Consider the following 26,399-nt stretch of genomic DNA (forward strand, 5'->3'; position numbering starts at 1 on the left):
CTTGAATTACTAAGAACAGGGATGTTCTGTGAGAGGAGCATCCCTGTTTTTTATTAATACATATAATTTTAGGGAGGTGAAGAGATGAAGCGTTTTGTTAAAATTTTCGTTATTGCACTTTTAGTTCTTGCCCTTTTTGTTCTTCCTTTGCAAGCTGCAGGAACAATTAAAATTGGGGGAATCTTTCCTATCACAGGACCAATTGCAACCTTTGGAATTTCCTGTGCTAATGGGGCTAAGATGGCTGTAGAAGAAGCTAATGCAAGAGGTGGAGTATTAGGAAGCAAAATAGAGCTTATTATTGAAGATGATCAATATAAGCTTGAAGAGGCTGCAAACGCAGCTAAGAAGTTAATAGAGAGAGACAAAGTTGTGGCTATTGTTGGTGGTGTTACAAGTTCCGAAGCTCTTACCATTGGACCCATAGCTCAAAGTGCAAAAGTGGTGCTTGTTACAGGTACCGCTACAAATCCGAAGGTTACCCAAGTGGGAGACTTTATTTTCAGGGTATGCTTCTTAGATGATTTCCAAGGTGAAGTAATGGCTAATTTTGCATATAAAAACTTAAAAGCCAAAACAGCTGCAGTACTTACTGCTGTAACCAGCGATTATAGTAAAGGTCTTGCCGATTCTTTCAAGAAAAAATATGTTGCTCTTGGAGGAAAAATTGTAGCAGACGAATCCTATTCTGAAGGAGACACTGATTTTAGGGCACAGCTTACTAAAATTAAAGCTTCAAAGCCTGATTTTGTCTTTGTTCCAGGATACTATTCTGATGTAGCTCCTATTTTAAACCAGGCAAGAGAGCTTGGTATTACAGTACCTTTTGGTGGTGGTGATGGTTGGGATTCTCCAGAACTTTTGAAACAAGCAGCAAAAGCAGCCGAAGGGTGTTTCTATACAAACCACTTCACTCCAGACGCAAAAGATCTTTTGGTTCAAACTTTTGTGAAGAACTATACAAAGAAATATGGAATGGCTCCTGATGCTCTTGCAGCTCTTAAATATGATGCTATGAAGTTCTTATTAGAGGGTATTAAGAAAGCAGGAACAACTGATCCTGTAAAGATAAAAGAAGCTTTGGCTTCTATGAAGACCTTTAGAGGGGTAACTGGAAGTATGACCTTTGATGCTAACAGAAATGCTATAAAGAGCGCATTTATACTTCAAATTAAGGGTGGAAAGGTAGTATACTATACCACTGTAAAACCTTAATAAGGTATGGGGGGATAGAAAACATCCCCCCTTTTATGTATAATTTAATCTTGATTAGAAAGGCTAAATAGGAAAATATGCTTGAAAATATATTACAGCAGATTATAAATGGAATATCTTTGGGTAGTATATATGCCCTAATAGCTTTGGGTTACACTATGGTATATGGGATACTAAGGCTGATAAATTTTGCCCATGGGGATATATACATGCTTGGAGCTTTTATTGGATTTTTTGCTCTTGGAAGCTGGAATATGCCTTTTGCGTTCGGCTTAATAGTGGCCATGTTGCTTACTGCAGTTATTGGTATCTTAGTTGAGAAATTAGCTTACAAGCCTTTAAGAAATGCTCCAAGAATTTCTCTTTTGATAACTGCAATAGGAGTATCTTTTTTTCTTGAAAATATAATGGTTCTTTTGGTTGGAGCAACTCCTCGAGCTTTTCCTCAAAAAATTCCTACCGAAATTTATTTTATAGGTGAACTTATAATTACTAACAAGCAAATAATTATTCTTTCTGTTTCGATCTTACTCATGCTGTTTTTACAATTTATTGTGAATAAGACAAAAATTGGTAGAGCCATGAGGGCAGTTTCTCAAGATAAAGAAATGGCACAGATGCTTGGTGTAAATATAGATAATGTTATAAGTTTCACTTTTGCTTTGGGCTCTGCTCTTGCTGCAGCAGGTGGTGTTCTAGTAGGGATGTACTTTAATAAGATTGAGCCTTATATGGGAGTTATGCCTGGTTTAAAAGCTTTTGTAGCTGCTGTTTTAGGTGGTATTGGAATTATTCCAGGAGCTATGTTGGGAGGATTTATAATGGGAATTGCTGAAGTTTTGGTATCGGGTTTTATATCCTCCACTATAAGGGATGCAGTTGCCTTTGTAATACTGATAATCATTCTTTTAATTAAGCCTACGGGAATATTAGGAAAATATATGAGGGAAAAGGTATAATGAAAAGGAATATTCTTACTTTAATTGCTCTTATAATTTTATTAGTCCTTGCAAGGCTTAGCCAAGGGCTTAATCCTTATTTTTATCAAATTCTCATTTTTTGGGGAATTAACTCTATCCTTGCTATGAGTTTGAACCTTATTAATGGTTTTACGGGGCAATTTTCTATAGGACATGCAGGTTTTATGGCTGCAGGTGGATATTTATCAGCTGCTTTGACCATTTATCATGGAGACAAGATTATAAAACTTTTAAGTTTTATGCCTGAAAGTATTAGTAAAAATATAGCCTTTTTTATTTTTCTTATTGCAGGAGGACTTTTCTCAGCATTATTAGGAATTATAATTGGTATTCCTACTTTGAGGTTAAAAGGAGATTATCTTGCCATTGCAACCTTAGGATTTGGAGAAATAATAAGGGTAATAATTTACAATATGGATGTAGTGGGAGGTGCTAGAGGTTTTCCTGGCATTCCTCAGCTCACTAATAGCGTTTGGGTGATGTTCTGGGCTTTTATTTGTTTTATTGTTTTATACAGGATGATAAATTCATCTCATGGTCGTGCCATAATATCTATTAGGGAAGATGAAACCGCATCCGAGGCTATGGGAGTAAATACAACTTATTATAAGGTTCTTGCCTTTTCCATTGGAGCATTTTTTGCTGGTGTAGCAGGGGGTCTTTTTGGACATTATTTAATGCTTCTTCATCCTGCAAGTTTCACCTTTATGAGATCAGTTGAAATTTTGCTTATGATAGTTCTTGGGGGACTTGGAAGTTTAACAGGCTCTATTATAGGAGCTTTTGTTTTAACAGTACTTCCTGAAGCTTTAAGAGGATTTTCAAGCTTAAGGTTAATTATTTATTCTTTGACTTTGATTGTTTTAATGCTTATTAGACCCACAGGTCTAATGGGGAATAAGGAAATATCATTGGGTAGTATTGTGAGAAAATTAAATAAAAGGATAGGGAATGTAAGATGAAAATCCTTGAAGTAAAAAATCTTTCTTGTGCTTTTGGAGGATTAATGGCAGTTTCAGACTTATCTTTTGAACTCCATAAGAATGAGATCTTAGGAATAATAGGTCCTAATGGGGCAGGGAAAACTACGGTTTTTAATTTAATCACTGGCTTTTATCTTCCTTTAAAAGGGGAGATAATATTTAATGGAAAAAATATAGTGGGACTTAAACCTTATCAAATTACTAGGTTAGGTATAGCAAGAACCTTCCAAAATCCGAGATTGTTTAAGAAACTTTCGGTTATGGAAAATGTCATGATAGCTATGCATAAAGTATACAATGCTCATATGCTGGATGCTATTTTACAAAACAAAAGATATAGCGTAGAAGAAAGTCTTCAAAAAGAAAGGGCAGAAGAAATCCTGGAGTTTTTTGGATTGTATAGGAGAAAGAATGATACTGCAGAAAATTTACCCTATGGTGAGCAAAGAAAACTTGAGATTGCAAGAGCATTGGCTACAAATCCTACTCTTCTTCTCTTAGACGAGCCTGCAGCAGGAATGAACCTAAACGAATCTTTAGAGCTTGTGGATTTGATAGCAACTATTAGAGACAAATTTGATTTAACAGTCTTATTAATAGAGCACCATATGGAAGTAGTCATGAATATCTGTAAAAGGATTATTGTACTTGATTTTGGAATGAAAATAGCAGAGGGAAATCCAGAAAAAGTAAGAAATGATCCTCGAGTGATTGAAGCTTATTTAGGTAAGGAGGTAAAAGGTGTTATCCATTAGAGATCTTCATGTTTATTATGGTGGAATAAAGGCTCTTCAAGGTATAAATATTGATGTAAACGAAGGAGAAGTGGTAGCTCTTGTAGGAGCAAATGGAGCGGGAAAGACCACTACTTTAAGGTCCATATTCCGCCTTACGCCTATTGTTAAAGGAGATATTTTCTTTTATGAAATAAATCTAACTAAGGTTCCTACTCATAGAGTAGCTTCTCTTGGAATAGCTCATGTTCCTGAGGGAAGAAGAGTTTTTCCTAATATGACTGTTAGGGAAAATTTGGAGATGGGAGCGTTTCTAATAAAGGACAAGAATATAATCAAAAATAATCTTGATTTTGTTTATTCTTTATTCCCAAGACTTAAGGAAAGGGAAAAACAGCTTGCCGGAACACTAAGTGGTGGAGAACAACAAATGCTTGCAATAGGGAGGGCGTTAATGTCCAATGCAAGACTTCTTCTTCTTGATGAACCTTCCATGGGACTTGCTCCTCTCCTTGTTCAGGAAATCTTTTCTGTTTTAAAGAAGATAAATGAAGAAAAAAGAACTTTGCTTTTGGTTGAACAAAACGCTAATATGGCCTTTTCCATAGCCCATAGGGTTTATGTAATGGAGACCGGAAAAATAGTGCTTTCTGGGACTACTCAGGAAGTTGCCAATAATGAGGCTGTTAAGAAGGCCTATTTAGGAGGTTGATTTAAAATGCTTGTTAGAATGAGAATGACAAAAAATCCTATAAGTGTTTCTCCAGAGACATCTATTTTGGAAGCATGGAAGATTATGCAGGATTCTCAAGTGAGAAGACTGCTTGTGATGGAGAAGGGGAAGCTTGTGGGAATTGTTACCGAGAGGGATTTAAGATCAGTCTCTCCCTCTCAGGCTACTTCTTTAAGTATTTTTGAAATAAATTATTTATTAGAGAAGTTGAAAGTAAAAGATGCCATGACCCCTAATCCTATTACTGTTGATGCTGATGCTCCTATCGAGGAAGCAGCTTTAATTATGAGAAATAACAAGATAAGTGCTTTGCCGGTTATTGAAAATGATGAGGTGGTAGGTATAATAACTGAAAGTGATATTTTTAGAGCGTTCATTGAGATGCTTGGTAATGGGAAGAAGGGGTTAAGATATACTTTAAGAATAAAAAATACTCCTGGCGAGATAGCTCATATTGTAAGCCTTATAGCTAAGGAGAATATAAACATAATGAGTATGGCTACTTTTCCAGCGGAAGACACGGAAGATTATGGTTATTTAGTTCTTAGATTAGAGACCGAGGATCTTACTTTTGTAAACGAGATATTTAGAAAAAACAATATACCGGTAGTGCATATACGTAAAATTTAATAAATTATTAAAAACTCTTCCAAATGTTGTTAAAAAAATATCACCATAGTATAATTACGTGGAGAATTTCAAGGTAGAAAAGGAGGTAGCTATGAAGGTACTTGTTTTGAACTGTGGAAGTTCATCAGTTAAATATCAGGTTTTTGACATGAAGAATGAGAGTGTGTTAGCGAAGGGGCTTGCAGAAAGGATAGGGCTTGAAGGCTCAAGGATAGTTTATCAAAGGGGTTCAGAGGCGAAAAAAGTTTTCGAAATTCCTTTACCTACTCATAAAAAAGCTATTGAAGAAATTTTCAAATTATTAGTAGACAAGAACAATGGGGTTTTACAATCTTTAAATGAGATTGATGCGGTAGGGCATAGAGTAGTACATGGAGGGGATAAATTTGTAGAGTCTGTTCTTGTGAATGATGAAGTATATAGTATCTTTAAAGGGATACTTGATTTGGCACCTTTGCATAATCCTTATAATCTTCAAGGAGTTGATGCATGTTCAGAATTGATGCCAGGGGTCCCACAGGTTCTTGTATTTGATACATCTTTTCACCAAACCATGCCTGAAGAAGCATATATTTATGCTTTACCTTATGAGTGGTATGAAAAATATAAGATAAGAAGATATGGTTTTCATGGTACTTCGCATTACTATGTATCAAGAAGAGTAGCAGAACTAATAGGAAGACCTGTGGAAGAGCTAAAAATTATCTCTTGTCACTTGGGAAATGGAGCAAGTATAACTGCTATTAAAAATGGTAAATCTATTGATACCAGCATGGGATATACCCCGTTAGAAGGACTTGTAATGGGAACGAGATGTGGAGACATTGATCCTGCTATCCCTATTTTGTTAATGGAAAAAGAAAATTTAACTCCAAAACAGATGGATGAAATTTTAAATAAGAAAAGTGGTATTTTAGGAATATCCGGAGTAAGTAGTGATTTTAGGGATGTGGGTGAGGCGGCTGAAAAAGGCAATAAGAGGGCTGAATTGGCCTTAAAAGTTTTTGCTTATAGGGTAAAGAAGTATATTGGTGCCTATTATGCAATTCTTGGTGGACTTGACGTGCTAGTGTTTACAGCAGGCGTTGGAGAAAGGGGACCTTTGGAGAGAAGTTTAATATGTAGTGGTTTAGAGCATCTTGGTATAAAGCTTGATCCTGAGAAGAATAAAGTTAAAGGAGAGGAGTTAAGAATTAGTGCTCCTGATTCTAAGGTGGAAGTTTGGGTTATACCTACCAATGAGGAATTAATGATTGCAAGGGAAACAGTAAGAGTAGTAGGTGAAAAAATAATTAAGAAGGTGATATAGTGGAAATTTATCTTGCTGATTTACACTCAGAAGTAGGAAAGGTTTTTCATTTTGAGGAGGATTTTATTCCCCATTGTGAAGATATTTCTTTTATAGAACCTGTACATGTAAAGCTAAAATTAGTGAATTTGGGAAAAGAGGTTTTAATAAAAGGGTCTTTAAAAACAAAAATTAAACTTGTATGTAGTAGGTGTTTAAGAGAATTTCCTTATGAGCTTGAGGCAAAGATTCAGGAGATATATTTATGGGATATTCCTATACAAAGAAATATTAGCCCTGGAGAAATTATAGAACTTAAAGATGAGGATTTTAAGTTTGTTCTTGAAAAAGAAAGTTTATTTTTAGATCCCTTGGTGGAAGATATTATAAGATTGAATATTCCAGTTAAGCCTCTCTGCCGTCCCGATTGTAAAGGTTTGTGTCCTGGTTGTGGTCAAGATTTAAATTTAGGTGAATGCGAGTGCTCAAAGAAGATACAAGTTGACCCTAGGTGGGAGCCATTAATGAAGTTTATGGATAAAAAGGAGGGAAATAGGTAATGGGACTTCCAAAGAAAAAACTTTCAACTACAAGAAGAGATAGAAGATGGGTAAGGTATAAACTTAGTGGCGTGGCTCTTGTAGAGTGTCCTCACTGTCATAAGAAAATTAGACCTCATAGGGTATGCCCCTTTTGCGGGTATTATGAGGGAAGGGAAGTTATAGCTGTAAAGTCAGAAAAGGAAGAATAATTTTTTAAGGAGATTTGAAAATGGGTGTAGGGATAATAGGAATTGGGACGGCAGTTCCCTCTCGTGTTTTAACTAATTTTGACCTTGAAAAAATGGTAGATACATCTGATGAATGGATCACAACAAGGACGGGAATAAAAGAAAGGCGAATTGCAGATAATAAGACAACTCCTTCAGATTTAGGAGCAGAAGCAGCGTTAAAAGCTATAGAAATGGCAAAGATATCACCAGAGGAAATAGATTTGATTATTGTAACTTCTGCCTCACTTGAAATGGTTTTTCCTTCTATGGCTGCTATAATTCAGAACAAAATAGGAGCAAAAAATGCTGGTGGGTTTGATCTCTTGAGTGCATGCACAGGGTTTGTATCTTCGGTAATAACTGGTGCTCAATTCATAAGAACGGGAGATGTAAAAACTGTATTAGTGATAGGTACAGAAGTCCTTTCACGTTTTATTGATTGGGAAGATAGAAACACATGTGTTCTTTTTGGAGATGGTGCGGGAGCAGTAATTTTAAGAGAGGTCGGAGATAATTATGGTTTACTTTCTTGGAGTCTTCATTTAGATGGGTCTGGAGCAGATCTTTTAGCTATTCCTGGGGGTTGTGCTAAATATCCTTGTTCTGAAGAGGTACTTAAGAATAAGCTTCATTATATAAAAATGAATGGAAGAGAAGTATTTAAATTTTCTGTAAGAGTAATAGGTGAGGTTACTGAGGAAGCGCTATCAAAAGCAGGTTTGAGTTCAAAAGATCTTAATTGGCTTGTTCCTCATCAAGCAAATATAAGAATAATTGAGGCTGGTGCAGAAAGATTAGGTATACCCCTTGATAAGGTGGCTATTAATCTACAAAAATATGGAAATACTTCTACCGCTTCTATTCCTCTTGCTTTGGAGGAGCTAATAAAGGAGAAAAAATTAAAAGATGGGGATATTGTAGCGTTGGTAGGTTTTGGAGCTGGATTATCCTGGGGTTCAGCCGTAATGAGGTGGAAGGAAATTTAAATTTTATTGAGGGTGAGGTTATGAGTGTATTTGTTTTTCCAGGACAAGGTTCTCAATATGTAGGTATGTTCTCAGAATTTTTAGATAAGGAAGAATTTAAAGATTACTTTGAAAGAGTTAAAGAGGTAGTAGGAGAAGATTTTATTAAAAAAGTACAAGAGGGTCCTGAGGATGTTTTGAGAGATACAAGAATATCTCAGCCAGGGATTTTTATTGTTAGTGTAATTTTATCTGATTATCTTATGGAAAATGGTGTAATTCCTAAATATTTAGTTGGCCATAGTTTAGGAGAGTATTCTGCATTTTATGCAGGTAAGGTTTTTAATTTTGAAACTGGATTAAAGCTTATAAAAAAGAGAGCTGAGGTTATGAACAGTGTGGCTGAGAGAGTAGATGGGGGAATGTGGGCGGTAATAGGAGATTTAAGTGAGATAGAAGAGAGTCTTATGGAATTGCAAAAAGAAGAGATACCTTTATGGGCTGCGAATTATAATGCACCATCACAGTTGGTATTGTCTGGGAAAAAAGAAGCCTTTGAGATATGGTATTCGAAGATGAAGAATAAGGTAAAAAAGGTTGTGCCTCTTTCTGTGAGTGGTCCTTTTCATTCACCATTAATGAGAGAGGCTGAAGAAATTTTTAAAAGTTATTTAGAAAACATAGAATTTAGTGATCCTAAAACTTATATTGTAAGTAGCACTACTGGTGACGTGGTTAAGAGTAAAGAAGAAGCAAAAGAAATACTTGTTAAACAATTTACATCTTCAGTAAGATGGATAGATGCCATTAATAAGCTTACTGACTTGGGAGAGAGGATTTTTATAGAGGTTGGTCCTGGAAAAGTTCTTCAGGGATTGATAAAAAAGATAGATTTCAATGTAAAAGTTTTAGGCGTAGAAAAGGTAGAGGATCTTGAGAAAATAAGGGGGGAGTTATAATATGTTGAAAGATAGAGTAGCTTTAGTTACAGGAGGTAGTAGAGGAATAGGAAGGGCTATTGTGCTCTCTTTTGCAAAAGAGGGGGCAAAAGTTTTAATAAACTATAAGGGTAATGAAAAAGCAGCTATGGAGACTTTAGAGGAAGTAAAGAAGATAGGGGGTGAGGGAGAGGTATTTAAAGCTGACGTTAGTATAGAAGAAGAAGTTGATAAGATGTTCAATTTTGTACTTGAAAAATGGGGAAGGTTAGATATATTAGTTAACAATGCAGGAATAACAAGAGACAATTTACTAATAAGAATGAAGAGTGAAGAGTGGGACCAGGTGATAAATACAAATTTGAAAGGTGTTTTTTACTGTACAAGGTCGGCAGTGAAGATCATGTTGAAACAAAGATACGGTAGAATAATAAATATTTCATCAGTAATAGGTTTGAGAGGGAATATAGGTCAAGCAAATTATGCTGCTGCTAAGGCAGGTATAATAGGCTTTACAAAGGCTGTGGCAAAGGAGGTTGCTTCAAGAGGGATAACAGTAAATGCGGTTGCACCAGGATTTATTTTGACAGATATGACTGAGGTTTTGTCTGAGGAGATGAAGAAAAAAGCCCTGGAAGAAATACCTATGGGAAGATTTGGAGATCCTAAAGATGTGGCAAGTGCTGTAAAGTTTCTTGCATCCGATGAGGCAGGGTATATAACTGGAGTAGTTTTAAGTATTGACGGAGGACTTTCTATTTAGTATTTTCTATAAAGTTAACATAGGAAGGAGGTGAAGGGATAAATGGATGAGAGCACCATTTTTGAAAAAGTCAAAAAAATAATTGTGGATCAACTTAGAGTAGATGAGAATCTTGTTACTATGGACTCAAATATTCAAGAAGATTTAGGAGCCGACTCTTTGGATGCAGTAGAGCTAATAATGGCATTAGAAGAAGAGTTTGGTATTGATGTGCAAGATGAAGAAGCTGAAAATTTTAAGACTGTGGGTGATGTAGTAAGGTATATAGAAAAGAGGCTATAATATTCGTAAAAGGGTACTGGTAAAAATCCAGTACCCTTATTTTTAAAGGGGGTATTTCGTTTAATGAGGAGAAGAGTTGCGATTACAGGTTTAGGTGTTATTTCTCCTGTTGGAATTGGAAAAGATGTTTTTTGGGAGAATATTAAGAAAGGGGAATCAGGAATTTCTTTTATCTCAAAATTCCCAACTGATGATTTTCCTACAAAAATTGCAGGTGAAGTAAAAGATTTTAACCCTGAGGAGTTCATAGATAAAAGAGAAGCAAGAAGACTTGATAGATTTTCCCAATTTGCTATTGCTGCTACAAGGCTTGCTCTTGAAGACTCAGGATGGAATCCTACAGAAGAGGAGAAGGAAAATACTGCTGTTATTGTTACATCTGGAATAGGTGGTTTTGAGACCTTAGAGAATCAATTTAGATCCTTATTTGAAAAGGGACCAAATAGGATTAGTCCTTTTCTAATACCTATGGTTATCATAAATATAGCCTCTGGAAATATTTCTATCTTCTTTGGATTTAAGGGGCCTAATTATTCTCCTGTTTCTGCTTGCGCCTCTTCTGCTCATGCTATTGGTATTGGCTATAGATTAGTCTCTACAGGAGAAGCGGATTTTGCTATTGTTGGAGGAAGCGAAGCTTCCATAACTCCAATGGGAATTGCTGGTTTTTGTGCTCTTCAAGCTTTATCTACTCGAAACGATGAGCCAGAAAAGGCAAGCAGACCTTTTGATGCAAAGAGAGATGGCTTTGTCATGGGAGAGGGAGCAGGAATTCTTATTCTTGAGGAACTTAATCATGCTATAAATAGAGGTGCAAGAATTTATGCAGAAATAGTTGGTTTTGGTGCGTCGGATGATGCATATCATATTACTGCTCCAGATCCCGAGGGGAATGGTGCAGTTTTGTCTATGAAAAGAGCGATTAAAGATGCAGGTATAAATCCAGAAGATATTAATTATATAAATGCTCATGGGACTTCTACAAAATTAAATGATAAAATTGAGACTCTTGCTATAAAGAAGGTTTTTGGAGAGTATGCATATAAAATCCCTGTAAGCTCAACCAAATCTATGGTTGGACATCTCCTTGGAGCAGCAGCTTCTGTAGAGTCTATAGCTACAGTGTTGTCCATATATGAGGGTATAATTCATCCTACTATAAATTATGAGGAGAAAGATCCAGAATGTGATTTAGATTATGTACCTAATGTAGCACGTAAATGGGATATAAAATATGCTTTAAAAAACTCCTTTGGTTTTGGAGGACAAAACGCTACGCTTATATTTAAGAAGTATGAAGGATGAGAGACAGGAATATAAGAAATGTAAAAGTAGAAGATATAGTAGAAAGAGTAAAGGAGAAAACTAGGGTTTCTTTTAATGACAAAGACTTATTAATAGAGGCCTTGACTCACCCTTCTTTTAAGCATGAAAATCCTAATTTCAAACAGGATAATCAAAGGCTTGAGTTTCTTGGAGACGCAGTTTTAAATATGATAATTACCGAAATTCTATTTCAAAGATATAGAGAGGCATCAGAGGGATTTTTAACTCAAAAGAGAATTTATCTTGTGAAAGAAGAGACTCTATATAAAAAGGCAAAAAGCCTTGATCTTGGAGAATTGATTTTGTTAGGGGTAGGAGAAGAAAAACAAGGTGGAAGAGATAAAATTTCGATTCTAAGTGATCTTTTTGAGGCTTTTATTGGAGCTCTCTATTTGGATAAAGGATATGAGTATACCAAAAATTTTGTGGAGGAAATTTTTAAAGAAGAGATAGAAAGTATAGAGATGGAGGTTGACTGGAAAAATCTTTTACAGACTTATCTTCAAAAAGAGGGTAAAAAGCCTCAATATATCGTGTCTCGAGAAGTAGGACCTGAACATGACAAGACCTTTTATGTGGAATTATGGATTGATGATGAGAAGATATCAGAAGGAGAAGGAAAAAATAAAAGAGAAGCAGAAATTAAGGCAGCCCAAAAAGCTTTGGAGAAGATAAAAAATGATCTATCTTAAGAGTTTAGAACTTACTAATTTTAAATCTTTTATTGGAAATAATAAAATTCCTTTTTCTCAGAAATTCACTGTTATTACAGGTCCTAATGGGAGTGGTAAGAGTAATATACTGGATGCTATTCGGTGGGTGCTTGGTGAGCAAAGAATAAAGGCGCTAAGGGCAGAAAAAACTGACGAGATTATATTTGGAGGAAATAGGTTTTATTCTAAGGCTAACTATGCAAAAGTAGAACTCTGTCTAAATATTTTCAACGAAGATTATTTTATTAGTAGGAAGCTGTATAGGGATGAGGATAGCGAGTATTATCTAAATGGTAAAGAGGTTAGGTTAAAAGATGTACAGTTTTTCCTTAATAATTTTGGGCTTGGTAAGTATAGTTTTGTTTTTTTAGGTCAGGGAGAGATCGACGAGTTAATTTTAAAGGAAAATGGAAGAATAAGAGAATTGATAGAAAATATTGCAGGTATTTCTGGATATCATGAAAAGGTGAAAGAGTTGTTGCTTAAATTAGAAGTAATCGAAAGCAAATGGCAAGAGCTGGAGGAAAAACGAAAAGAGCTTTTAGGGGTAATTGAGGAGTTAAGGGCGGAGGTAAGAATTGCTGAAAGATATAATGAATTGAAAAATAAGTTGGAAGATGTGAGAAAAACTTTAGCTTTTATTAATTTGAGAAAGATAAAGGAAAATATTGAGAAGTACTTAATAGAAAAAGAAAAAGTTGAAAAAAGACTTTTGGAACTGAACGAATTAATCTCTGAAAATTTAGCTAAAAGAGAAAATCTTAATAAAGGGTATGAAAAATTAGTGGAAAAGGTATCAAGCTTGGAAGAAGTTTTAAAGAGCATAGATCAAAGAATATACGACCTTAGCCTAAGGGAGAACATCTATGTTGAAAAGAAAAAAATTCTTGTTGAGAATCTAAAGAATATTGAGAAGGAAAAAATTCTTTTAAAAGATAAAATCTTGGAATTAAAAAAGAGAGAAGAAGAGATTGGAAATCTTTTTCAGGATTTTAATCATGATGAGTTTTCAAAAATTGAGATAGAGCTTAAGAAGAAGGAAGATTATCTTCAAGATCTTATTGTAAAAAAAGGAAAGATAGAGGATAAAGTAAAATCCTTTGAGGTTTTGAAAGATCAGCCAGATATTGAAGAATTAAAGTTCGTAAAGGAGAAATTGGAAAACTTTATTGTTAAATATAGGAAGAAACTTGAGACTTTAGAAAGGTATAGGGAAGAGATAGAAAGTAAACTTTTAGAGGAAAGTAAGATTTTGAAAAAGAAAGAAGATACTTATGAAAAGAATAGAATAGAGATACTAAAGCTCAACAATATTCTTGCCGAGTTAAAAGAAGCCACTCTTGAGAATCTTCCCCGTGGAGTTAGAGAACTGTTAGTATATAAAAAGAACAAAATTCATGATATCTTAAAAAATCTCATAAATATACCTAAGGAATACATGGTGGCTCTATATAACTTTTTGGGGAATACTATATACGACATTGTTGTTGACGATGAAAATACTGCAAGAGAATTGATAGGCTATTTAAAAGAGAGAAAACTTGGCTGGGCCACTTTTAGACCTCTTACCTTATGTAGAGATGAAAGAATAAGAGAAATCCCTCAAGAAATTTCTAATGTTTTAAGAGCCATAGATGTGATTGAATATGATCCCAAATATGATAGATTAATCAAAAATGTATTAGGGAATGTATTAATCTTTACAGATTTTCAGACAGCCTCAAATTATAAGAATCTTCTTTGGGAAGGCTGGAGGATTGTTACTGTTCAAGGGGAGGTATTTCATCCTTCAGGGACTATAAGTGGAGGAGTTAGGTTTGGAGTTGAAGTGGCTCTTAATACGGAGAGAGCGATCCTTGATGCTGAGGAGAAAATAAGAGATTATACTGAGGCAAATAACTTTTTAAAGAGGGATATAGAAGAATTAGGAATTAGCATTGAGAAAAATAGGAAGCTAAAGCAAAAGTTAGAAAGTTTAATGTTAAGAATAGAAAATAAAATAAATGAAAAAGAGAAGGCTCTTGTGGAACTTGAAAAGAAAATTAATTTATACGAGGATTATCTTAAAGAGGGAAGGATTGTCTTAAGAGAATTTGATTCCCTACTCAAGGAAATTGAGAAAGAAAAGTTGGAAGTTGAAAATCTCAGGAAAAGTTATGACGAAAAGAGAATTAGAAAAATTGAGGTTGAAAAAGATTTAACATTAGTTAAGGAAAATCTTAATGGCTTAAAAGAAAGATTAGAAGATTTAGAAGAAGAAGAGAAGAGAGTTAGAGATGAACTAATTTTGTTGGAGAAGGCTTTGGATGAGTGCAAAGATGAATATGAGAAAATAAATAGTGAGAAAGAAAATTTTGTAATTGAAAATAAAAAATTTCTTGAAGAAGGGGAAAGAATTAAGAACGAGATAAAAAGGCTTGAGAGAGAATGGCAAAAATTGAGAGAAGAACTTGTGATTCTTGAGGAGAGAAAAAAAGATTTACAAGAAAGGATCAAAGAATTAGAAATGGAGTATGATAAAAACTATAAAGATGGATTAGATGTGAAGATAAATCTTTCTGAAGAGGAATTAAAGAAATTGGAATCAGAAATAATTCAAGAGATGGAATCTTTGGGTCCAATAAATTTCCTTGCTGAGACTAAGTTGAAAGAAGAGGAGTCAAAATATAAATCTCTTCTTTTCCAGATAGAAGATATTGAAGGTTCTATTAATTCATTAAAAAAGATTATAAAAGATACAAGGGAAGAAGCAGAAAGAAGATTTTTAAACGCTTTTAGTTCATTCAGAGATAGGGCTAAAAACAATTGGAAATTATTCTTTCCAAATGCGGAGTTTGATTTGTTAATTGAAAATGAGAAGGAGGTCCTTGATTCAGAAGTAAAGTTAAAAATTTCTTCTCAGAAAAAGAATTGGAAAAGTTTGTTGATGCTTTCAGGTGGTGAAAAGAGTATAGTAGGGATTGTACTCCTTTTATCGGCTGTAGAACTTGCTCCTGTAAACTTTTGTTTTTGGGACGAGATAGATGCGGCTTTAGATAATCAGAATGCTCAAATTTTGGGAAAGAAGATAAAGGAGCTTAGTGATAGAAATCAGTTCATTCTTATTAGTCATAATCCTGTCTTGATGCAGCATGCAGATATAATATATGGAGTAACTTTGAATGAAAAGGGAGCATCTCAAGTTTTATCTTGGAAGGTAAAAGAGGAGGTATGAAATTGAGTTTCTGGGATAGATTGCCAAAAATAAAAGGATTTGCAGAAAGACTGCAAAATATTTTTAAATTTTCAAGAGTTGATACGGAACTTTTAGATGAACTTGAAATGGAACTTATTCAGAGCGATTTAGGGATAGAACTTACTAATGAGATAATAGGCGAAATAAAGAAAAGAAAGATATCAGATATGCAAGAGCTTAGAGATTTTCTATTTGATTTCTTCAAAAGTATATTGGATGGGTTAGACTATAAGCTAAGGCTTTATGATAATAGGTTGAATGTAGTGATTTTCATAGGAGTAAATGGTACAGGAAAGACAAGTACTGTGGGTAAATTTGCATATTATCTTAAGAACTTGGGCTATTTTCCTATTATAGCTGCTGCTGACACCTTTAGAGCTGCTGCTATTGATCAAATAAAAAGATGGGGTGAGAGAGTAGGAGTAGATGTTGTAGCTCAAAAAGAGGGTGCTGATCCTGGAGCAGTGGTTTTTAATGCTATTGAAGCTGCAAAGGCAAGAAATAAAGATGTTCTTCTTGTGGATACTGCTGGTAGAATGCATACCAAAAGTAATCTGGTTGAGGAACTTAAAAAGATAGAGAAAATAGTGGAAAAAACCTTAGGATATCCCCCCTCAGAGAATCTTGTAGTGATAGATGCTACCTTAGGACAAAATGTGGTAAGACAGGTAGAGATTTTTCATAATGCAGTAAATTTAACAGGAGCTGTACTCACTAAGTTAGATGGAACTGCTAAAGGAGGAGTGATATTTAACGTGATAAAAAGATTTAATATACCTGTAAAGCTGGTTACCATTGGTGAGGAGTTGGATGATTTGAAGCCTTTTGATCCCAATGAATTTGTTGAGTCCTTTATACCGGAGGTAAAGATATGATAAGAAAAGCAAAGATAGAAGACATACCCGAGATTCATAAAATAATCAACGAATTCGCAGAAAAAGGTCTGCTTCTTCCCAGATCCTTAAGTGATCTTTATGAAAATATTAGGGATTTTTACATTCTTGTTATTGATGGAAAGGTAGTTGGAACATCCGCTCTGCATATTATATGGGAAGATTTGGGTGAAGTAAGGTCGGTCATTGTAAAAGATGAGTATAGAGGTAGGGGATATGGGAAGAAGCTTGTAGATACATGTTTGAGAGAAGCTAAATTTTTAGGCCTAAAAAGAGTACTTGCTTTAACCTATATTCCAGAGTATTTTAAAAAACTTGGTTTTGTTGAAGTAGACAAAAGAACATTACCTTTTAAGGTATGGAGTGACTGTGTTAAATGCCCAAAATTCCCTGACTGTGGGGAAATAGCTCTTCTTTACTACTTATGAAATACTTGTTAGTTCTTTTGATTTTTCTCTTAGACAGGATCACTAAAGAGCTCGCAGAAAGAGGCTACTTTAGCAGATTAAATATTGATTTTTTCTTGAATTTTTACCTTACTCATAACTATGGTGTTGCTTTTGGAATTGATATTGCACGAAAAATCATTTTAATCTTTAATTTTTTAGCTCTAATTGTCCTTGTTCTTTTGTATAGAAAATTTGGATTTATAGGACTTGCTTTTATTTTAGGTGGACTTCTTGGGAATTTATATGATAGAGTTTTTTATGGATATGTGATAGACTTTATTCATCTGAGGAACTTTTTTGTTTTTAATTTGGCAGACCTTTTTATTAGCTTAGGAGGGGTATTAGTATTTTTTAAACTAATAAAGTGAGAAGGAGGTAGAGAGAAGAGATGTATCCAAAATTACTTACAATTCCACAATTCCAGTTTTTGAAGTACAAAATAGGACCAATTGTTATTTACTCATGGGGAACATTTGTGGCTCTTGGTTTTCTCATCGGTATACTCCTTGCTATGAGATGGGCTAAAAGGGAGAATATTGATCCAGATCATGTGCTCAATGTGGCGGTATGGAGCATAATCTCCTCCATAATAGGAGCAAGAGCGGTCTATGTAATTAAGTACTGGAATGCTTATAAAACTAATCCTATCACTATCTTGCATCTATGGGATGGCGGATTAATATTTTTTGGAGGGTTCCTTGTAGCATTAGTTGTAGTTTTGCTTTATTTGAAAAGGTATAAGATTGATTATTGGAAGTTTTTAGACATATTAGCCCCTGCTGTTGCTATAGGAAGTGCTATAGGTAGAATTGGATGTTTTCTTAATGGTTGTTGTTATGGGTATGAGACTCCTCTCCTTTGGGGAGTAAAGTTTCCAAATGTTTATGGATATAGACATGCAACAGAACTTTACTATACAATAGCTTTTCTTATTGTGTTTATATATCTTTTGAGAGTTAAAAGTAGAAAGACCTTTGACGGAGAAGTAGCAACTAATTTCTTTATTTACTATTCTTTTGCTTTTTTCCTTGTAGAAATCTTTAGAGATAATCCCCGTAATTTCCTTTATTTAACAGGTTCTCAGACTGTTTCTTTACTTTTAATTGCTTTTGGTATCTACGCTTATAGGAGAAGAAGAGCAGGGCGTCCTATTATTCCAGAGCAATGCTTATTCTGGAAGATTATGACTACAAAGCCTAAGGTCAGTAAAAAAAGATAATTCATTTATATGACTTTAAGGGTTGCTTTTATGAAATTATCTATAAGGTCAGGAAATTCTATACCAAAAGCTTTTGCAGCTTCTGGGTATAGGCTTGTTTCTGTCATTCCAGGAATGGTGTTTACTTCTAAGACGTAGATATTGTTTGTGTTTTCTTCTACGATCATATCTACTCTTGAGAGGTGTCTACATCCGAGGGCTTGGTGAGCTAATATGCCAAGCCCTTGGGCTTTTTCATAGACTTCCTTAGGTAGCCTTGCGGGAATTATATGATCTGAAAGTCCTGGGGTATATTTGGTTTTATAATCGTAAAATCCTGTTTTAGGTATGATCTCTATGAGGGGTAAACATATGGGCTTGTTTACATCATAAATTCCTGCAGTAATTTCTATTCCTTTTATGTATTCTTCCACAATAATATTTTCATCGTATTGAAAAGCAAGTTCTATACCTTTTAATAATTCTTCCTCTTGGTTAACTAATGAAAGACCAATAGTGGATCCCTGGGTTGCAGGTTTTATAATCCACGGTTTTTTAAGGTAGGATAAGTCTTTTAAAATTTCATTTAAATCTCTTGTTTCAATTTCTTTCTTAGATAGCTCTTTCCATTTAGGAGTTGGGATTTGATGGAAGGTGAATATCTTTTTTGCCATCATTTTATCAAGAGCAAGAGCACTTGCAAGGACGCCGGATCCCACGTAAGGAATACCTAAAAGTTCAAGTAATCCTTGAATAGTTCCATCTTCTCCATATTTACCATGAGCAGATATAATAGCCACATCAATTTTTGATTTTTTAATATTTTCAACCACATTTTCATCGATAGGGATTTCAATATAATCATATCCCTTTAACTTTAGGGCATTTATAATATTGCGAGCTGTTTTTAAAGCAATTTCTTTTTCACTTGACTTTACGCCAATAAGAACCCCAACTCTCATACTGTAAGAGTCTCCTTTCTTTTTCTTTGTTTTATTTAAAGATTTTACACGCAATTTTGGGTTTTATAAAGAGAATCTTGTATAATAAAACCAAAAAAAGGAGGACTCTATGGGACAAAAGATTGATGAACTTTTTTTAGAAATAAAGGATAAAAAGATTAAAGAGAAAGTAAGAGAGTTATATGATGTATTTCAAAAAGTAGCACAGAAGGGTGGATTATATGTCACTGGGTTTTTAAGTTTGACAGAACAATATTATTTCCAAAGAATAAGTGGTTACTTTACTAATGAATTATACACATCTCTTTATGGTGGTGTAGATGGAGCAGAGAGAAAAAGAGGATTTATTTCAGATAAAATAGAACTGATTGAATACATTGATTACAATAAATATTTAGTAGGTATAAGTATAAATCCTGAAGAAAAGATATCCATCTCCTTTTTAAAAGAGATTTTTGAGAAAAATGTTCTATTGGATAAGGTAGGTGACATATGGTATTCTGATGGAATAAAAATGGTTCTGGCAAGCGAGACTTTGTTCGAGGTTCAAAAGATTTTGGGGGAGAATAATATAAATTTTGAATTATTGACCTTAGATCAACTAAAAACCTATTCAAAAGCTACTAGAATCATACGCACTACTGAAAGCTCTAAAAGGTTAGACTCTATTGGTGGTGCTGCTCTTGGAATTTCAAGAAGTAAGATGCAAACTTATATAAAGGCAGGCGTTGTTACGGTAAATGGAAAAAAAGTAGCTGATACTCACTATGAGCTTGAAGAGGGAGATGTGGTAATAGTCCAAGAACTCGGAAATTTTAAGATAAATAAAATTAATGTAACTCCAAAAGGTAAATTCTATATGGAAATTGAGAGGAGTTTAAGAAGATAAAGTGGAATACTTTGAGTTGATGTTTAAAACAGCAAAAGAATTAGAAGAGTCTATAGTGGCTATTTTGGAGGATGTAGATTCCATAGGTATAGCTATAGAAGATAACTTTTTTGATGAATCTATTCTTTGGGATTATATAGATAAAAGTTTTTCAGAGAGAAATTATATTCTTATAAAAGCTTATTTTGATCGGAATGTAGATATAGATAGAATAATTGATAAAATAAGAACAAAAATTAAGGAGATATTTGGAGAAGCAAAGGTGGAGATAGAGTATAGGATTATTAGAGAAGAAGACTGGACTAATAAGTGGAAGAAATATGCAAAGCCAATATATTTAGATAGAATTGTAGTTCTACCCTCTTGGGAGGAAATAGGAAACGTTGAAGATAGAATCCTCATTAGAATAGATCCTGGAATGGCTTTTGGAACAGGAAATCATCCCACTACTATTATGTGTATTGAGATGCTTCAAAAATATCTAAAAGAGGGAATGGATGTTTTAGATGTAGGAACTGGATCAGGAATTCTCTCTATTGTTGCTAAAAAGCTTGGAGGAGATAAGGTTAAAGGGGTTGATATTGATGAAAAGGCTATAGAGGTTGCAAAGAAAAATGCAGAAGGGAATCATGTAGAAGTGGAGTTTCAGAAAAATGATCTAATAGATGGAATAAATGAAAAATACGATATAGTTGTAGCAAATTTAATTGCCGAGATTATTTTAAAACTAAATGCTAATGTAAAAAGGGTTTTGAAGACAGATGGAATATATATTGTTTCGGGAATTGTACAAGAAAAGTTAGACATGATTTTAAACTCTTTAAGAGAAAGTGGTTTTAAATTGTTAGAAGTAAAAGAAAAAGAAGATTGGTACACGGTTGTGGCTCAAAATGAAGATTAGGGGACATCATTTACTTTGTCTTTTACATTTTGAAGGAAAGGGATATTCAAGAGATTTTATAGAGAATATGTATAAAATAAAGGAAGCTCTGGAGAAGGGAAAAGTTTTCTTCGTGCTAAACAGTTGTGATGATATATGTAGGAAATGTCCTTATATGGAAGGTGGTCTTATGTGGCGATTGTTCTTGGTTCTTTATATGTAAAGAGAAGAACTTGTTCAAGTAGGAGGGCAGGAAATTATGTATAATAAAGAAAATTTTCCTGCCTATTTTTTATGTTTTGATGATACCTATTTTAATCAGAGAAATCTTATAAAATTTGGAAAGATCATAGATTTAAGAGCTTTTACTCAAGTAAAGTATCTTTGCTCATATGATAAGTTAGAAGAAATTGGAAAGTTTGTTGGTTCTGAAAAGGGAATTAAATTTTTAGGAAAAAGCGATTTTCATTATCTTACCTATCTATTTGTGAGGAATATTAAGGTTAAGTTTAACTTTATTGTAATAGATCATCATCTAGATTTTAAAAACACTTTTGATGGATATATTAGCTGTGGCTCCTGGTTAAGAGATGTTCTAAAACTTCCTTTAGTTGAAAAAATTTTTTTAATTACTTCCGATAATAATACCATGAAGGTACCTAATAAACTAATAATAGTGAATAAGTTTAGCATTTTGGAAGACGTATTAAGAAGGTTGCCTATTTATATAAGTATAGATAAAGATATTTTGGACAAGAAATATTTAAGTACTAACTGGGAGCAAGGCAACATGAATCTTGATGAGTTTTTGAATTTATTAAATTTTCTTTCTCATTTTAATGTTATTGGTGTGGATGTTTGCGGAGAACCTGATTTTAATTTAGCTGAGTATAAAAAGAGTGAACAATTAAACTTGATGATTTATAGTATTTTTGCTAAAAATATCTCTCTTAAAATTTCTGCTTAAGGTTTTTTTACAGCTTCTCTTAACCTTGACAAATACAATTTTATCTAATAATATAAACTTAGCTAATTTGATTAAAAGGTTGGGGAGTCGTCTAGCTGGTAGGACGCCTGACTCTGGATCAGGTAGGGATGGTTCGAATCCATCCTCCCCAGCCAAAAATAAGTGGCCCTATCGTCTAGTGGACTAGGACGTTGGGTTCTCAACCCAAAAACCGGGGTTCGAATCCCCGTAGGGCCACCAAATAAAAAATAAAAGCCCCAAGGTTTTTACCTTGGGGCTTTTTGTTTTCTAGTTCTTTAGATATTTTAGTACTCGGGTGGTGGAGGAGGTGTTTGTTTTTCTTTTTCTGGTTTTTCAGCTACAAGCCCTTCAGTGGTGAGTACTAATGCAGCTATACTTGCAGCATTTTGTAATGCAGATCTTGTTACTTTACATGGATCTACAATTCCAGCATCAAACATGTTTACAAATCTGTCTCTTGCAGCATCATATCCCATTGGGCCATCCATTTCTTTAACCTTTTCTGCGATAATGGATCCTTCTTTACCAGCATTGTTTGCTATTAACTTTAATGGTACATCTAAGGATCTTCTTACAATTTCTACTCCTATTCTCTCATCCTCGTTGTCTACTTTAATGTCATCAAGAGCTTTTATTGTTCTTATAAGGGCTACGCCACCTCCAGGTACGATACCTTCTTCTACAGCAGCCTTGGTCGCAGATAAGGCATCTTCGATCCTATGCTTCTTCTCTTTAAGCTCTACTTCGGTAGCTGCTCCAACTTTTATTACAGCAACTCCACCAGCAAGTTTTGCAAGTCTTTCTTGTAATTTCTCTCTGTCAAATTCAGAATCGGTCTCTTCTAATTGCTTCTTAATTTGAGCGATTCTAGCTTCGATGTCTTTCTTGTTCCCTTTTCCTCCAATAATGGTGGTCTTATCTTTATTAGCTCTTACTTTTTCTGCTCTTCCGAGCATGTCTAAGGTTACATTCTCAAGTTTGATTCCAGTCTCTTCAGAAATAAATTGGCCACCAGTTAATATGGCTATATCCTGAAGCATGGCCTTTCTACGATCACCAAAGCCAGGAGCTTTTACAGCAAGGGATTGTAATACTCCACGTAGTTTATTGACTACTAATGTGGCAAGAGCTTCTCCTTCAACATCTTCTGCTATTATTACCAATGGTTTACCAGTTTGTACAACTCTCTCAAGAATTGGTAGTATTTCACTTACTGCACTGATCTTCTTATCAGTGATAAGGATGTATGGTTCTTCTAATACTGCTTCCATTCTTTCTGGATCTGTAATCATGTATGCCGAGAGATATCCTCTATCAAATTGCATTCCCTCAACAAGCTCCAACGTAGTTGTTATTCCTTGAGATTCTTCTACAGTTATAACTCCATCTTTTCCTACTTTATCCATTGCTTCGGCAATAAGATTTCCAATTTCTTCATCGTTATTTGCAGAAATTGCTGCTACATGAGCAATATCTTGCTTGGTCTCTACTGGTTTTGCGATCTTCTTTAGTTCTTCCACTACTTTTTCAACAGCTTTTTCTATTCCTCTTTTTACATACATTGGGTTTGCACCAGCAACTACATGTTTCATTCCTTCATGTACTAATGCTTGAGCAAGAACTGTAGCAGTAGTAGTTCCATCTCCTGCTACATCGTTAGTTTTGGAGGCAACCTCTTTTACTAATTGAGCACCCATATTTTCGAAGGGGTCTTCAAGATCAATTTCTTTTGCAATGGTTACACCGTCGTTAGTTATAACTGGAGCACCGAATTTCTTCTCAAGAACTACATTTCTTCCCTTTGGCCCTAAGGTAATCTTTACAGTATCAGCAACAGTGTCGAGACCTTTGATTAGTGCGGTTCTTGCTTGCATATCAAGGCTTACTAATTTGGCTGCCATACTTTATCCCTCCTTTTCCTAAGATTTTTTATTCTTCAATAACAGCTAAGATATCTCTTTCACTGAGGATAAGATATTCTTCACCTTCAATCTTTACTTCTGTACCTGCATACTTAGCAAATATTACTCTGTCTCCCTCTTTGATCTCCAATGGTACTTTTTGTCCGTTATCGAGGATTCTACCAGTCCCTACGGCAATTACTCTTCCTTGTTGGGGTTTTTCTTTTGCAGTGTCGGGTAATACAATACCTCCCTTTGTTTTTTCCTCTTGCTCAATCACTTTAACCACCACACGATCACCAATAGGACGCAATTTCACTTTTCCCAACCTCCTTTCGCAAATTTTTTTTGTTAGCAATCTAACCAGGTGAGTGCTAAAACCAAAAAATAATATATATTAATTTTTAATTTGGGTTCAATGAATGAAAATAAGCAAAAAATGGAGAATATCCAAAAAAAATTGACAATATCCTAAAATATCATTGTTTTTCTTTAATTTTTGCCAATTCTTTGTAAAATTCTACTAATTTCATAGCACTTTTATCTATGGAGAATTCTCTTGCTTTGATTTTTGCATTGTTTTGCATTGTAGCTAAAAGATTTCGATTATTTAATAAGAGTTCTACTTTATTTGCAAACTCTTCTGGATCCTCTTTTACAAGAAATCCCTCCTTTCCATCTTCTATTAGACTCATAGAACCTGGGGCTTTTATTGCTACTATTGCACAACCTCCAGCCATAGCTTCTAATGTAACAAGTCCCTGGGTCTCTGTGGTGGATGCAAAGACAAAAATTTCAGCTATTTTATAGAAGTTTACTAATTCTTCTCTGGGATGCCATCCCATAAATACTATTTTATCTTCTAAATTCAGCCTCTTGACTAAATTTTCTAAGTTTTTTCTTTCATCACCATCTCCTACTACAAGAAGAATTATGTCCTCTCTTTTCTTAAGTAGCTTTTCTAAGGAAGTAAATATAAATTCTATGTTTTTTTCCTTTGCAAGTCTTCCTGCATAGAGTAGAATTCTTTTTTCCTTCCATGGAAAATTTCTAAGAAACTCTTCTTGAATAGGTTCCTCCCACATGGAAAGATCAATTCCTGTAGGCAATATTTCAATTCTTGTCTTTACTCCAAAATTTATTATCATGTCTTTTATTTCCTTTGTGGGAGCTATGACTAAATCTACTTGATTTGCATATTTGACACTTTCTTTAATGGCAATTTTTGCTGAGATTTTTTCTGGAACTAATGGTATATAGTGGACATATTTGTGATATTGAGTATGATGGGTAAAAACTATAGGTATATGATATTTCTTTGCAAGTTTGAGGGCTGTTTTTCCTATTACAAAGGGATGGTGAGAATGTACAATATCAAATTTTTGTTTCTTAAAAAAATCTTCCACTAAAAAAGCAAAATATATAGGAATAGGTTGAGGGGTAATAAACTTTATGGCAAAAGATGGAAATCTCCAAATTCTTTCGCTGACATTGTCTTTATATTTAGGGAACCAAGGAGGATACTTAGGAGCGAAAATGTATACTTCATGGCCCAGTTTTTCGAGAGCATCTCTATAACTTTCTACTGCTATTGCCGCTCCTCCTGTGTTGGGAAGATAATTATTAGTAAAAAAGGCTATTTTCATGACACCCCTAAAAGTTTTTTATACAAATTTACTGTAGCTTCTGTAGTTTTTTCTATATTATAGGTTTCTGCTATAACCACTGCTCTTTTTGAATATTCTTCTCTTAAATCTTTATTTTCTGCAAGCTGAACTATTTTTTTGATCACATCATTTTCGTTCCAAGGGATATAATTCGGAGCTAAAGGTGCTTTGTATTCCTCAAGGTCTCTTAGAAGTAAAGGAAGACCAACCGCAGAAGCCTCTAAGACAGCTATACTGAAGTTTTCTTGTCTCGAGGGAAAGAAAAAGATATCCGCCATGTTATAAAATTTGTTTAGTTCTTCGTGGGGGGATGGACCAGGGAGGATTAAATTTGATGGAGGATTTTTTAAAATCTTTTTTATCTCTGCGTATCCACCACTAAGGAAAGAAAATGGAACACCTCCAACCCATAGGAATTTATATTGGGGAAGAGACTCCGCTGCTTTAACAAAGGTATCAAAACCCTTCCTCTTTATAATGTGTCCTACACTTAACAAAACTATATCCTCGTCAGATAAATTAAATTTTTTCCTCATTTCTCTTCTTAGATCTTCATCTTTTTTAAACATGCTTAAGTCTATGCCATTAGGGATAAATACGATTTCGGTTTTAACTCCCATCTCTTTTAGTTTTTCTACCTCCAAAGGGGAAACAGCGATAACAACGTCTGCTTGATTGTAAAATAGAAGAAGATATTGAGCAAAGATAGATTTCCATTTTTCAGCAAGGATGGCACTACCAAGCATCGTATCAGCTATTACATGGGCTGTAAAAACAATTTTACTCTTGTTACTTTGCTTTACATATCTGAAAAAAATATCTCCTAAGGAGTGAAAATGAAGTATATCATATGGTCCTTCTTTTAACGTTCCATTATAATAAACTTCTATGTCATTTCTCCTTTTAAGGGCTTCATATAGCATTTTACAGGCTGTTTGATCTCCACCGCCCTTTTCTCTTGATGAGGGAATTCCCGGCTTGAAGATTAAATTAACTTTTATTTTCTTTTCCATAA

General features: G+C 34.4%; 29 protein-coding genes and 2 tRNA genes. 26 read left to right on the plus strand and 5 right to left on the minus strand.

The genetic code is table 11. The annotated features are described in order from the left end of the window. Positions 1–84: 84 nt before the first annotated feature. The 20 genes from DTUR_RS04750 (at position 85) to lgt (ending at position 18,118) form a co-directional block, all read left to right on the plus strand. Positions 85–1,215 carry an ABC transporter substrate-binding protein gene (locus DTUR_RS04750; RefSeq protein ID WP_012583297.1) on the plus strand — a complete coding sequence of 377 codons (1,131 nt, stop codon included), beginning with the start codon at positions 85–87 and terminating at the stop codon, positions 1,213–1,215. Between the two features lie 77 nt (positions 1,216–1,292). Then, complete coding sequence (locus DTUR_RS04755; RefSeq protein WP_012583298.1) at positions 1,293–2,174, plus strand: branched-chain amino acid ABC transporter permease; 882 nt, start codon at positions 1,293–1,295, stop codon at positions 2,172–2,174. Continuing rightward, positions 2,174–3,157: a branched-chain amino acid ABC transporter permease gene (locus DTUR_RS04760; protein WP_012583299.1), complete on the plus strand. Its 984-nt coding sequence runs from the start codon at positions 2,174–2,176 to the stop codon at positions 3,155–3,157. The genes DTUR_RS04755 and DTUR_RS04760 overlap by 1 nt, the downstream gene beginning before the upstream one ends. Further along, the gene (locus DTUR_RS04765) at positions 3,154–3,933 is read left to right on the plus strand and encodes an ABC transporter ATP-binding protein (RefSeq protein ID WP_012583300.1); all 780 of its coding nucleotides are present in this window, start codon (positions 3,154–3,156) and stop codon (positions 3,931–3,933) included. Before DTUR_RS04760 ends, DTUR_RS04765 begins: the two co-directional genes overlap by 4 nt. Then, the gene (locus DTUR_RS04770) at positions 3,920–4,624 is read left to right on the plus strand and encodes an ABC transporter ATP-binding protein (protein WP_012583301.1); all 705 of its coding nucleotides are present in this window, start codon (positions 3,920–3,922) and stop codon (positions 4,622–4,624) included. The genes DTUR_RS04765 and DTUR_RS04770 overlap by 14 nt, the downstream gene beginning before the upstream one ends. 6 nt (positions 4,625–4,630) lie before the next feature. After that, complete coding sequence (locus DTUR_RS04775; RefSeq protein WP_012583302.1) at positions 4,631–5,275, plus strand: CBS and ACT domain-containing protein; 645 nt, start codon at positions 4,631–4,633, stop codon at positions 5,273–5,275. A gap of 91 nt (positions 5,276–5,366) precedes the next feature. Beyond that, positions 5,367–6,584, plus strand: coding sequence for an acetate/propionate family kinase (locus DTUR_RS04780; RefSeq protein ID WP_012583303.1), 1,218 nt, complete (start codon positions 5,367–5,369; stop codon positions 6,582–6,584). Continuing rightward, positions 6,584–7,123 (plus strand): YceD family protein, encoded by a 540-nt coding sequence (locus DTUR_RS04785; protein ID WP_012583304.1) that lies wholly within the window; start codon positions 6,584–6,586, stop codon positions 7,121–7,123. Before DTUR_RS04780 ends, DTUR_RS04785 begins: the two co-directional genes overlap by 1 nt. Further along, positions 7,123–7,314, plus strand: a complete 192-nt coding sequence (gene rpmF / locus DTUR_RS04790) for a 50S ribosomal protein L32 (RefSeq protein WP_012583305.1) — start codon at positions 7,123–7,125, stop codon at positions 7,312–7,314. Before DTUR_RS04785 ends, rpmF begins: the two co-directional genes overlap by 1 nt. Positions 7,315–7,334: 20 nt before the next feature. Continuing rightward, on the plus strand, positions 7,335–8,321 hold the full coding sequence (locus tag DTUR_RS04795) for a beta-ketoacyl-ACP synthase III (protein WP_012583306.1): 987 nt from the start codon (positions 7,335–7,337) through the stop codon (positions 8,319–8,321). Positions 8,322–8,341: 20 nt separating this feature from the next. Continuing rightward, positions 8,342–9,259, plus strand: coding sequence for an ACP S-malonyltransferase (gene fabD / locus DTUR_RS04800; RefSeq protein ID WP_012583307.1), 918 nt, complete (start codon positions 8,342–8,344; stop codon positions 9,257–9,259). A 1-nt stretch (position 9,260) separates the two neighbouring features. After that, positions 9,261–10,001 carry a 3-oxoacyl-[acyl-carrier-protein] reductase gene (gene fabG / locus DTUR_RS04805; protein WP_012583308.1) on the plus strand — a complete coding sequence of 247 codons (741 nt, stop codon included), beginning with the start codon at positions 9,261–9,263 and terminating at the stop codon, positions 9,999–10,001. Between the two features lie 42 nt (positions 10,002–10,043). After that, positions 10,044–10,283 carry an acyl carrier protein gene (gene acpP / locus DTUR_RS04810; protein ID WP_012583309.1) on the plus strand — a complete coding sequence of 80 codons (240 nt, stop codon included), beginning with the start codon at positions 10,044–10,046 and terminating at the stop codon, positions 10,281–10,283. Positions 10,284–10,346: 63 nt separating this feature from the next. Next, positions 10,347–11,588, plus strand: a complete 1,242-nt coding sequence (gene fabF, locus DTUR_RS04815) for a beta-ketoacyl-ACP synthase II (protein ID WP_012583310.1) — start codon at positions 10,347–10,349, stop codon at positions 11,586–11,588. Continuing rightward, positions 11,585–12,301: a ribonuclease III gene (gene rnc / locus DTUR_RS04820; protein ID WP_012583311.1), complete on the plus strand. Its 717-nt coding sequence runs from the start codon at positions 11,585–11,587 to the stop codon at positions 12,299–12,301. The genes fabF and rnc overlap by 4 nt, the downstream gene beginning before the upstream one ends. Continuing rightward, the gene (locus tag DTUR_RS04825) at positions 12,288–15,536 is read left to right on the plus strand and encodes an ATP-binding protein (RefSeq protein ID WP_012583312.1); all 3,249 of its coding nucleotides are present in this window, start codon (positions 12,288–12,290) and stop codon (positions 15,534–15,536) included. Before rnc ends, DTUR_RS04825 begins: the two co-directional genes overlap by 14 nt. Further along, entirely contained in the window at positions 15,533–16,432 is a 900-nt protein-coding gene (ftsY, locus tag DTUR_RS04830) for a signal recognition particle-docking protein FtsY (RefSeq protein WP_012583313.1), read from the plus strand. Before DTUR_RS04825 ends, ftsY begins: the two co-directional genes overlap by 4 nt. Next, positions 16,429–16,878, plus strand: a complete 450-nt coding sequence (locus DTUR_RS04835) for an N-acetyltransferase (protein WP_012583314.1) — start codon at positions 16,429–16,431, stop codon at positions 16,876–16,878. The genes ftsY and DTUR_RS04835 overlap by 4 nt, the downstream gene beginning before the upstream one ends. Next, the gene (locus DTUR_RS04840; RefSeq protein WP_012583315.1) at positions 16,875–17,267 is read left to right on the plus strand and encodes a signal peptidase II; all 393 of its coding nucleotides are present in this window, start codon (positions 16,875–16,877) and stop codon (positions 17,265–17,267) included. Before DTUR_RS04835 ends, DTUR_RS04840 begins: the two co-directional genes overlap by 4 nt. 20 nt (positions 17,268–17,287) lie before the next feature. Then, positions 17,288–18,118: a prolipoprotein diacylglyceryl transferase gene (gene lgt / locus DTUR_RS04845; RefSeq protein WP_012583316.1), complete on the plus strand. Its 831-nt coding sequence runs from the start codon at positions 17,288–17,290 to the stop codon at positions 18,116–18,118. A gap of 5 nt (positions 18,119–18,123) precedes the next feature. Here lgt and DTUR_RS04850 read toward each other — a convergent pair whose 3' ends face one another. Then, positions 18,124–19,059: a D-alanine--D-alanine ligase family protein gene (locus tag DTUR_RS04850; protein WP_012583317.1), complete on the minus strand. Its 936-nt coding sequence runs from the start codon at positions 19,057–19,059 to the stop codon at positions 18,124–18,126. Positions 19,060–19,168: 109 nt separating this feature from the next. Between DTUR_RS04850 and DTUR_RS04855 the strand changes: the two genes are divergently transcribed. From DTUR_RS04855 to DTUR_RS04880, 6 genes are all read left to right on the plus strand, one after another. Beyond that, positions 19,169–19,948 (plus strand): S4 domain-containing protein, encoded by a 780-nt coding sequence (locus tag DTUR_RS04855; RefSeq protein ID WP_012583318.1) that lies wholly within the window; start codon positions 19,169–19,171, stop codon positions 19,946–19,948. Position 19,949: 1 nt separating this feature from the next. After that, complete coding sequence (gene prmA / locus DTUR_RS04860) at positions 19,950–20,849, plus strand: 50S ribosomal protein L11 methyltransferase (protein ID WP_012583319.1); 900 nt, start codon at positions 19,950–19,952, stop codon at positions 20,847–20,849. After that, complete coding sequence (locus DTUR_RS09645) at positions 20,839–21,051, plus strand: DUF1284 domain-containing protein (RefSeq protein ID WP_164931008.1); 213 nt, start codon at positions 20,839–20,841, stop codon at positions 21,049–21,051. The genes prmA and DTUR_RS09645 overlap by 11 nt, the downstream gene beginning before the upstream one ends. 36 nt (positions 21,052–21,087) lie before the next feature. Then, positions 21,088–21,795, plus strand: a complete 708-nt coding sequence (locus DTUR_RS04870) for an arginase family protein (RefSeq protein ID WP_012583320.1) — start codon at positions 21,088–21,090, stop codon at positions 21,793–21,795. A gap of 80 nt (positions 21,796–21,875) precedes the next feature. After that, positions 21,876–21,950, plus strand: a tRNA-Gln gene (locus DTUR_RS04875). Positions 21,951–21,959: 9 nt separating this feature from the next. After that, positions 21,960–22,035, plus strand: a tRNA-Glu gene (locus DTUR_RS04880). 65 nt (positions 22,036–22,100) lie between these two features. Here DTUR_RS04880 and groL read toward each other — a convergent pair. The 4 genes from groL to DTUR_RS04900 form a co-directional block, all read right to left on the minus strand. Then, complete coding sequence (gene groL / locus DTUR_RS04885; protein WP_012583321.1) at positions 22,101–23,717, minus strand: chaperonin GroEL; 1,617 nt, start codon at positions 23,715–23,717, stop codon at positions 22,101–22,103. Between the two features lie 28 nt (positions 23,718–23,745). Next, complete coding sequence (gene groES, locus DTUR_RS04890) at positions 23,746–24,036, minus strand: co-chaperone GroES (protein ID WP_012583322.1); 291 nt, start codon at positions 24,034–24,036, stop codon at positions 23,746–23,748. 160 nt (positions 24,037–24,196) lie between these two features. Then, positions 24,197–25,363 carry a glycosyltransferase family 4 protein gene (locus tag DTUR_RS04895; protein WP_012583323.1) on the minus strand — a complete coding sequence of 389 codons (1,167 nt, stop codon included), beginning with the start codon at positions 25,361–25,363 and terminating at the stop codon, positions 24,197–24,199. Beyond that, entirely contained in the window at positions 25,360–26,397 is a 1,038-nt protein-coding gene (locus DTUR_RS04900; RefSeq protein ID WP_012583324.1) for a glycosyltransferase family 4 protein, read from the minus strand. The genes DTUR_RS04895 and DTUR_RS04900 overlap by 4 nt, the downstream gene beginning before the upstream one ends. Between the last annotated feature and the right edge of the window lie 2 nt (positions 26,398–26,399).

This window comes from Dictyoglomus turgidum DSM 6724, from assembly GCF_000021645.1.
Lineage (GTDB): Bacteria > Dictyoglomota > Dictyoglomia > Dictyoglomales > Dictyoglomaceae > Dictyoglomus > Dictyoglomus turgidum.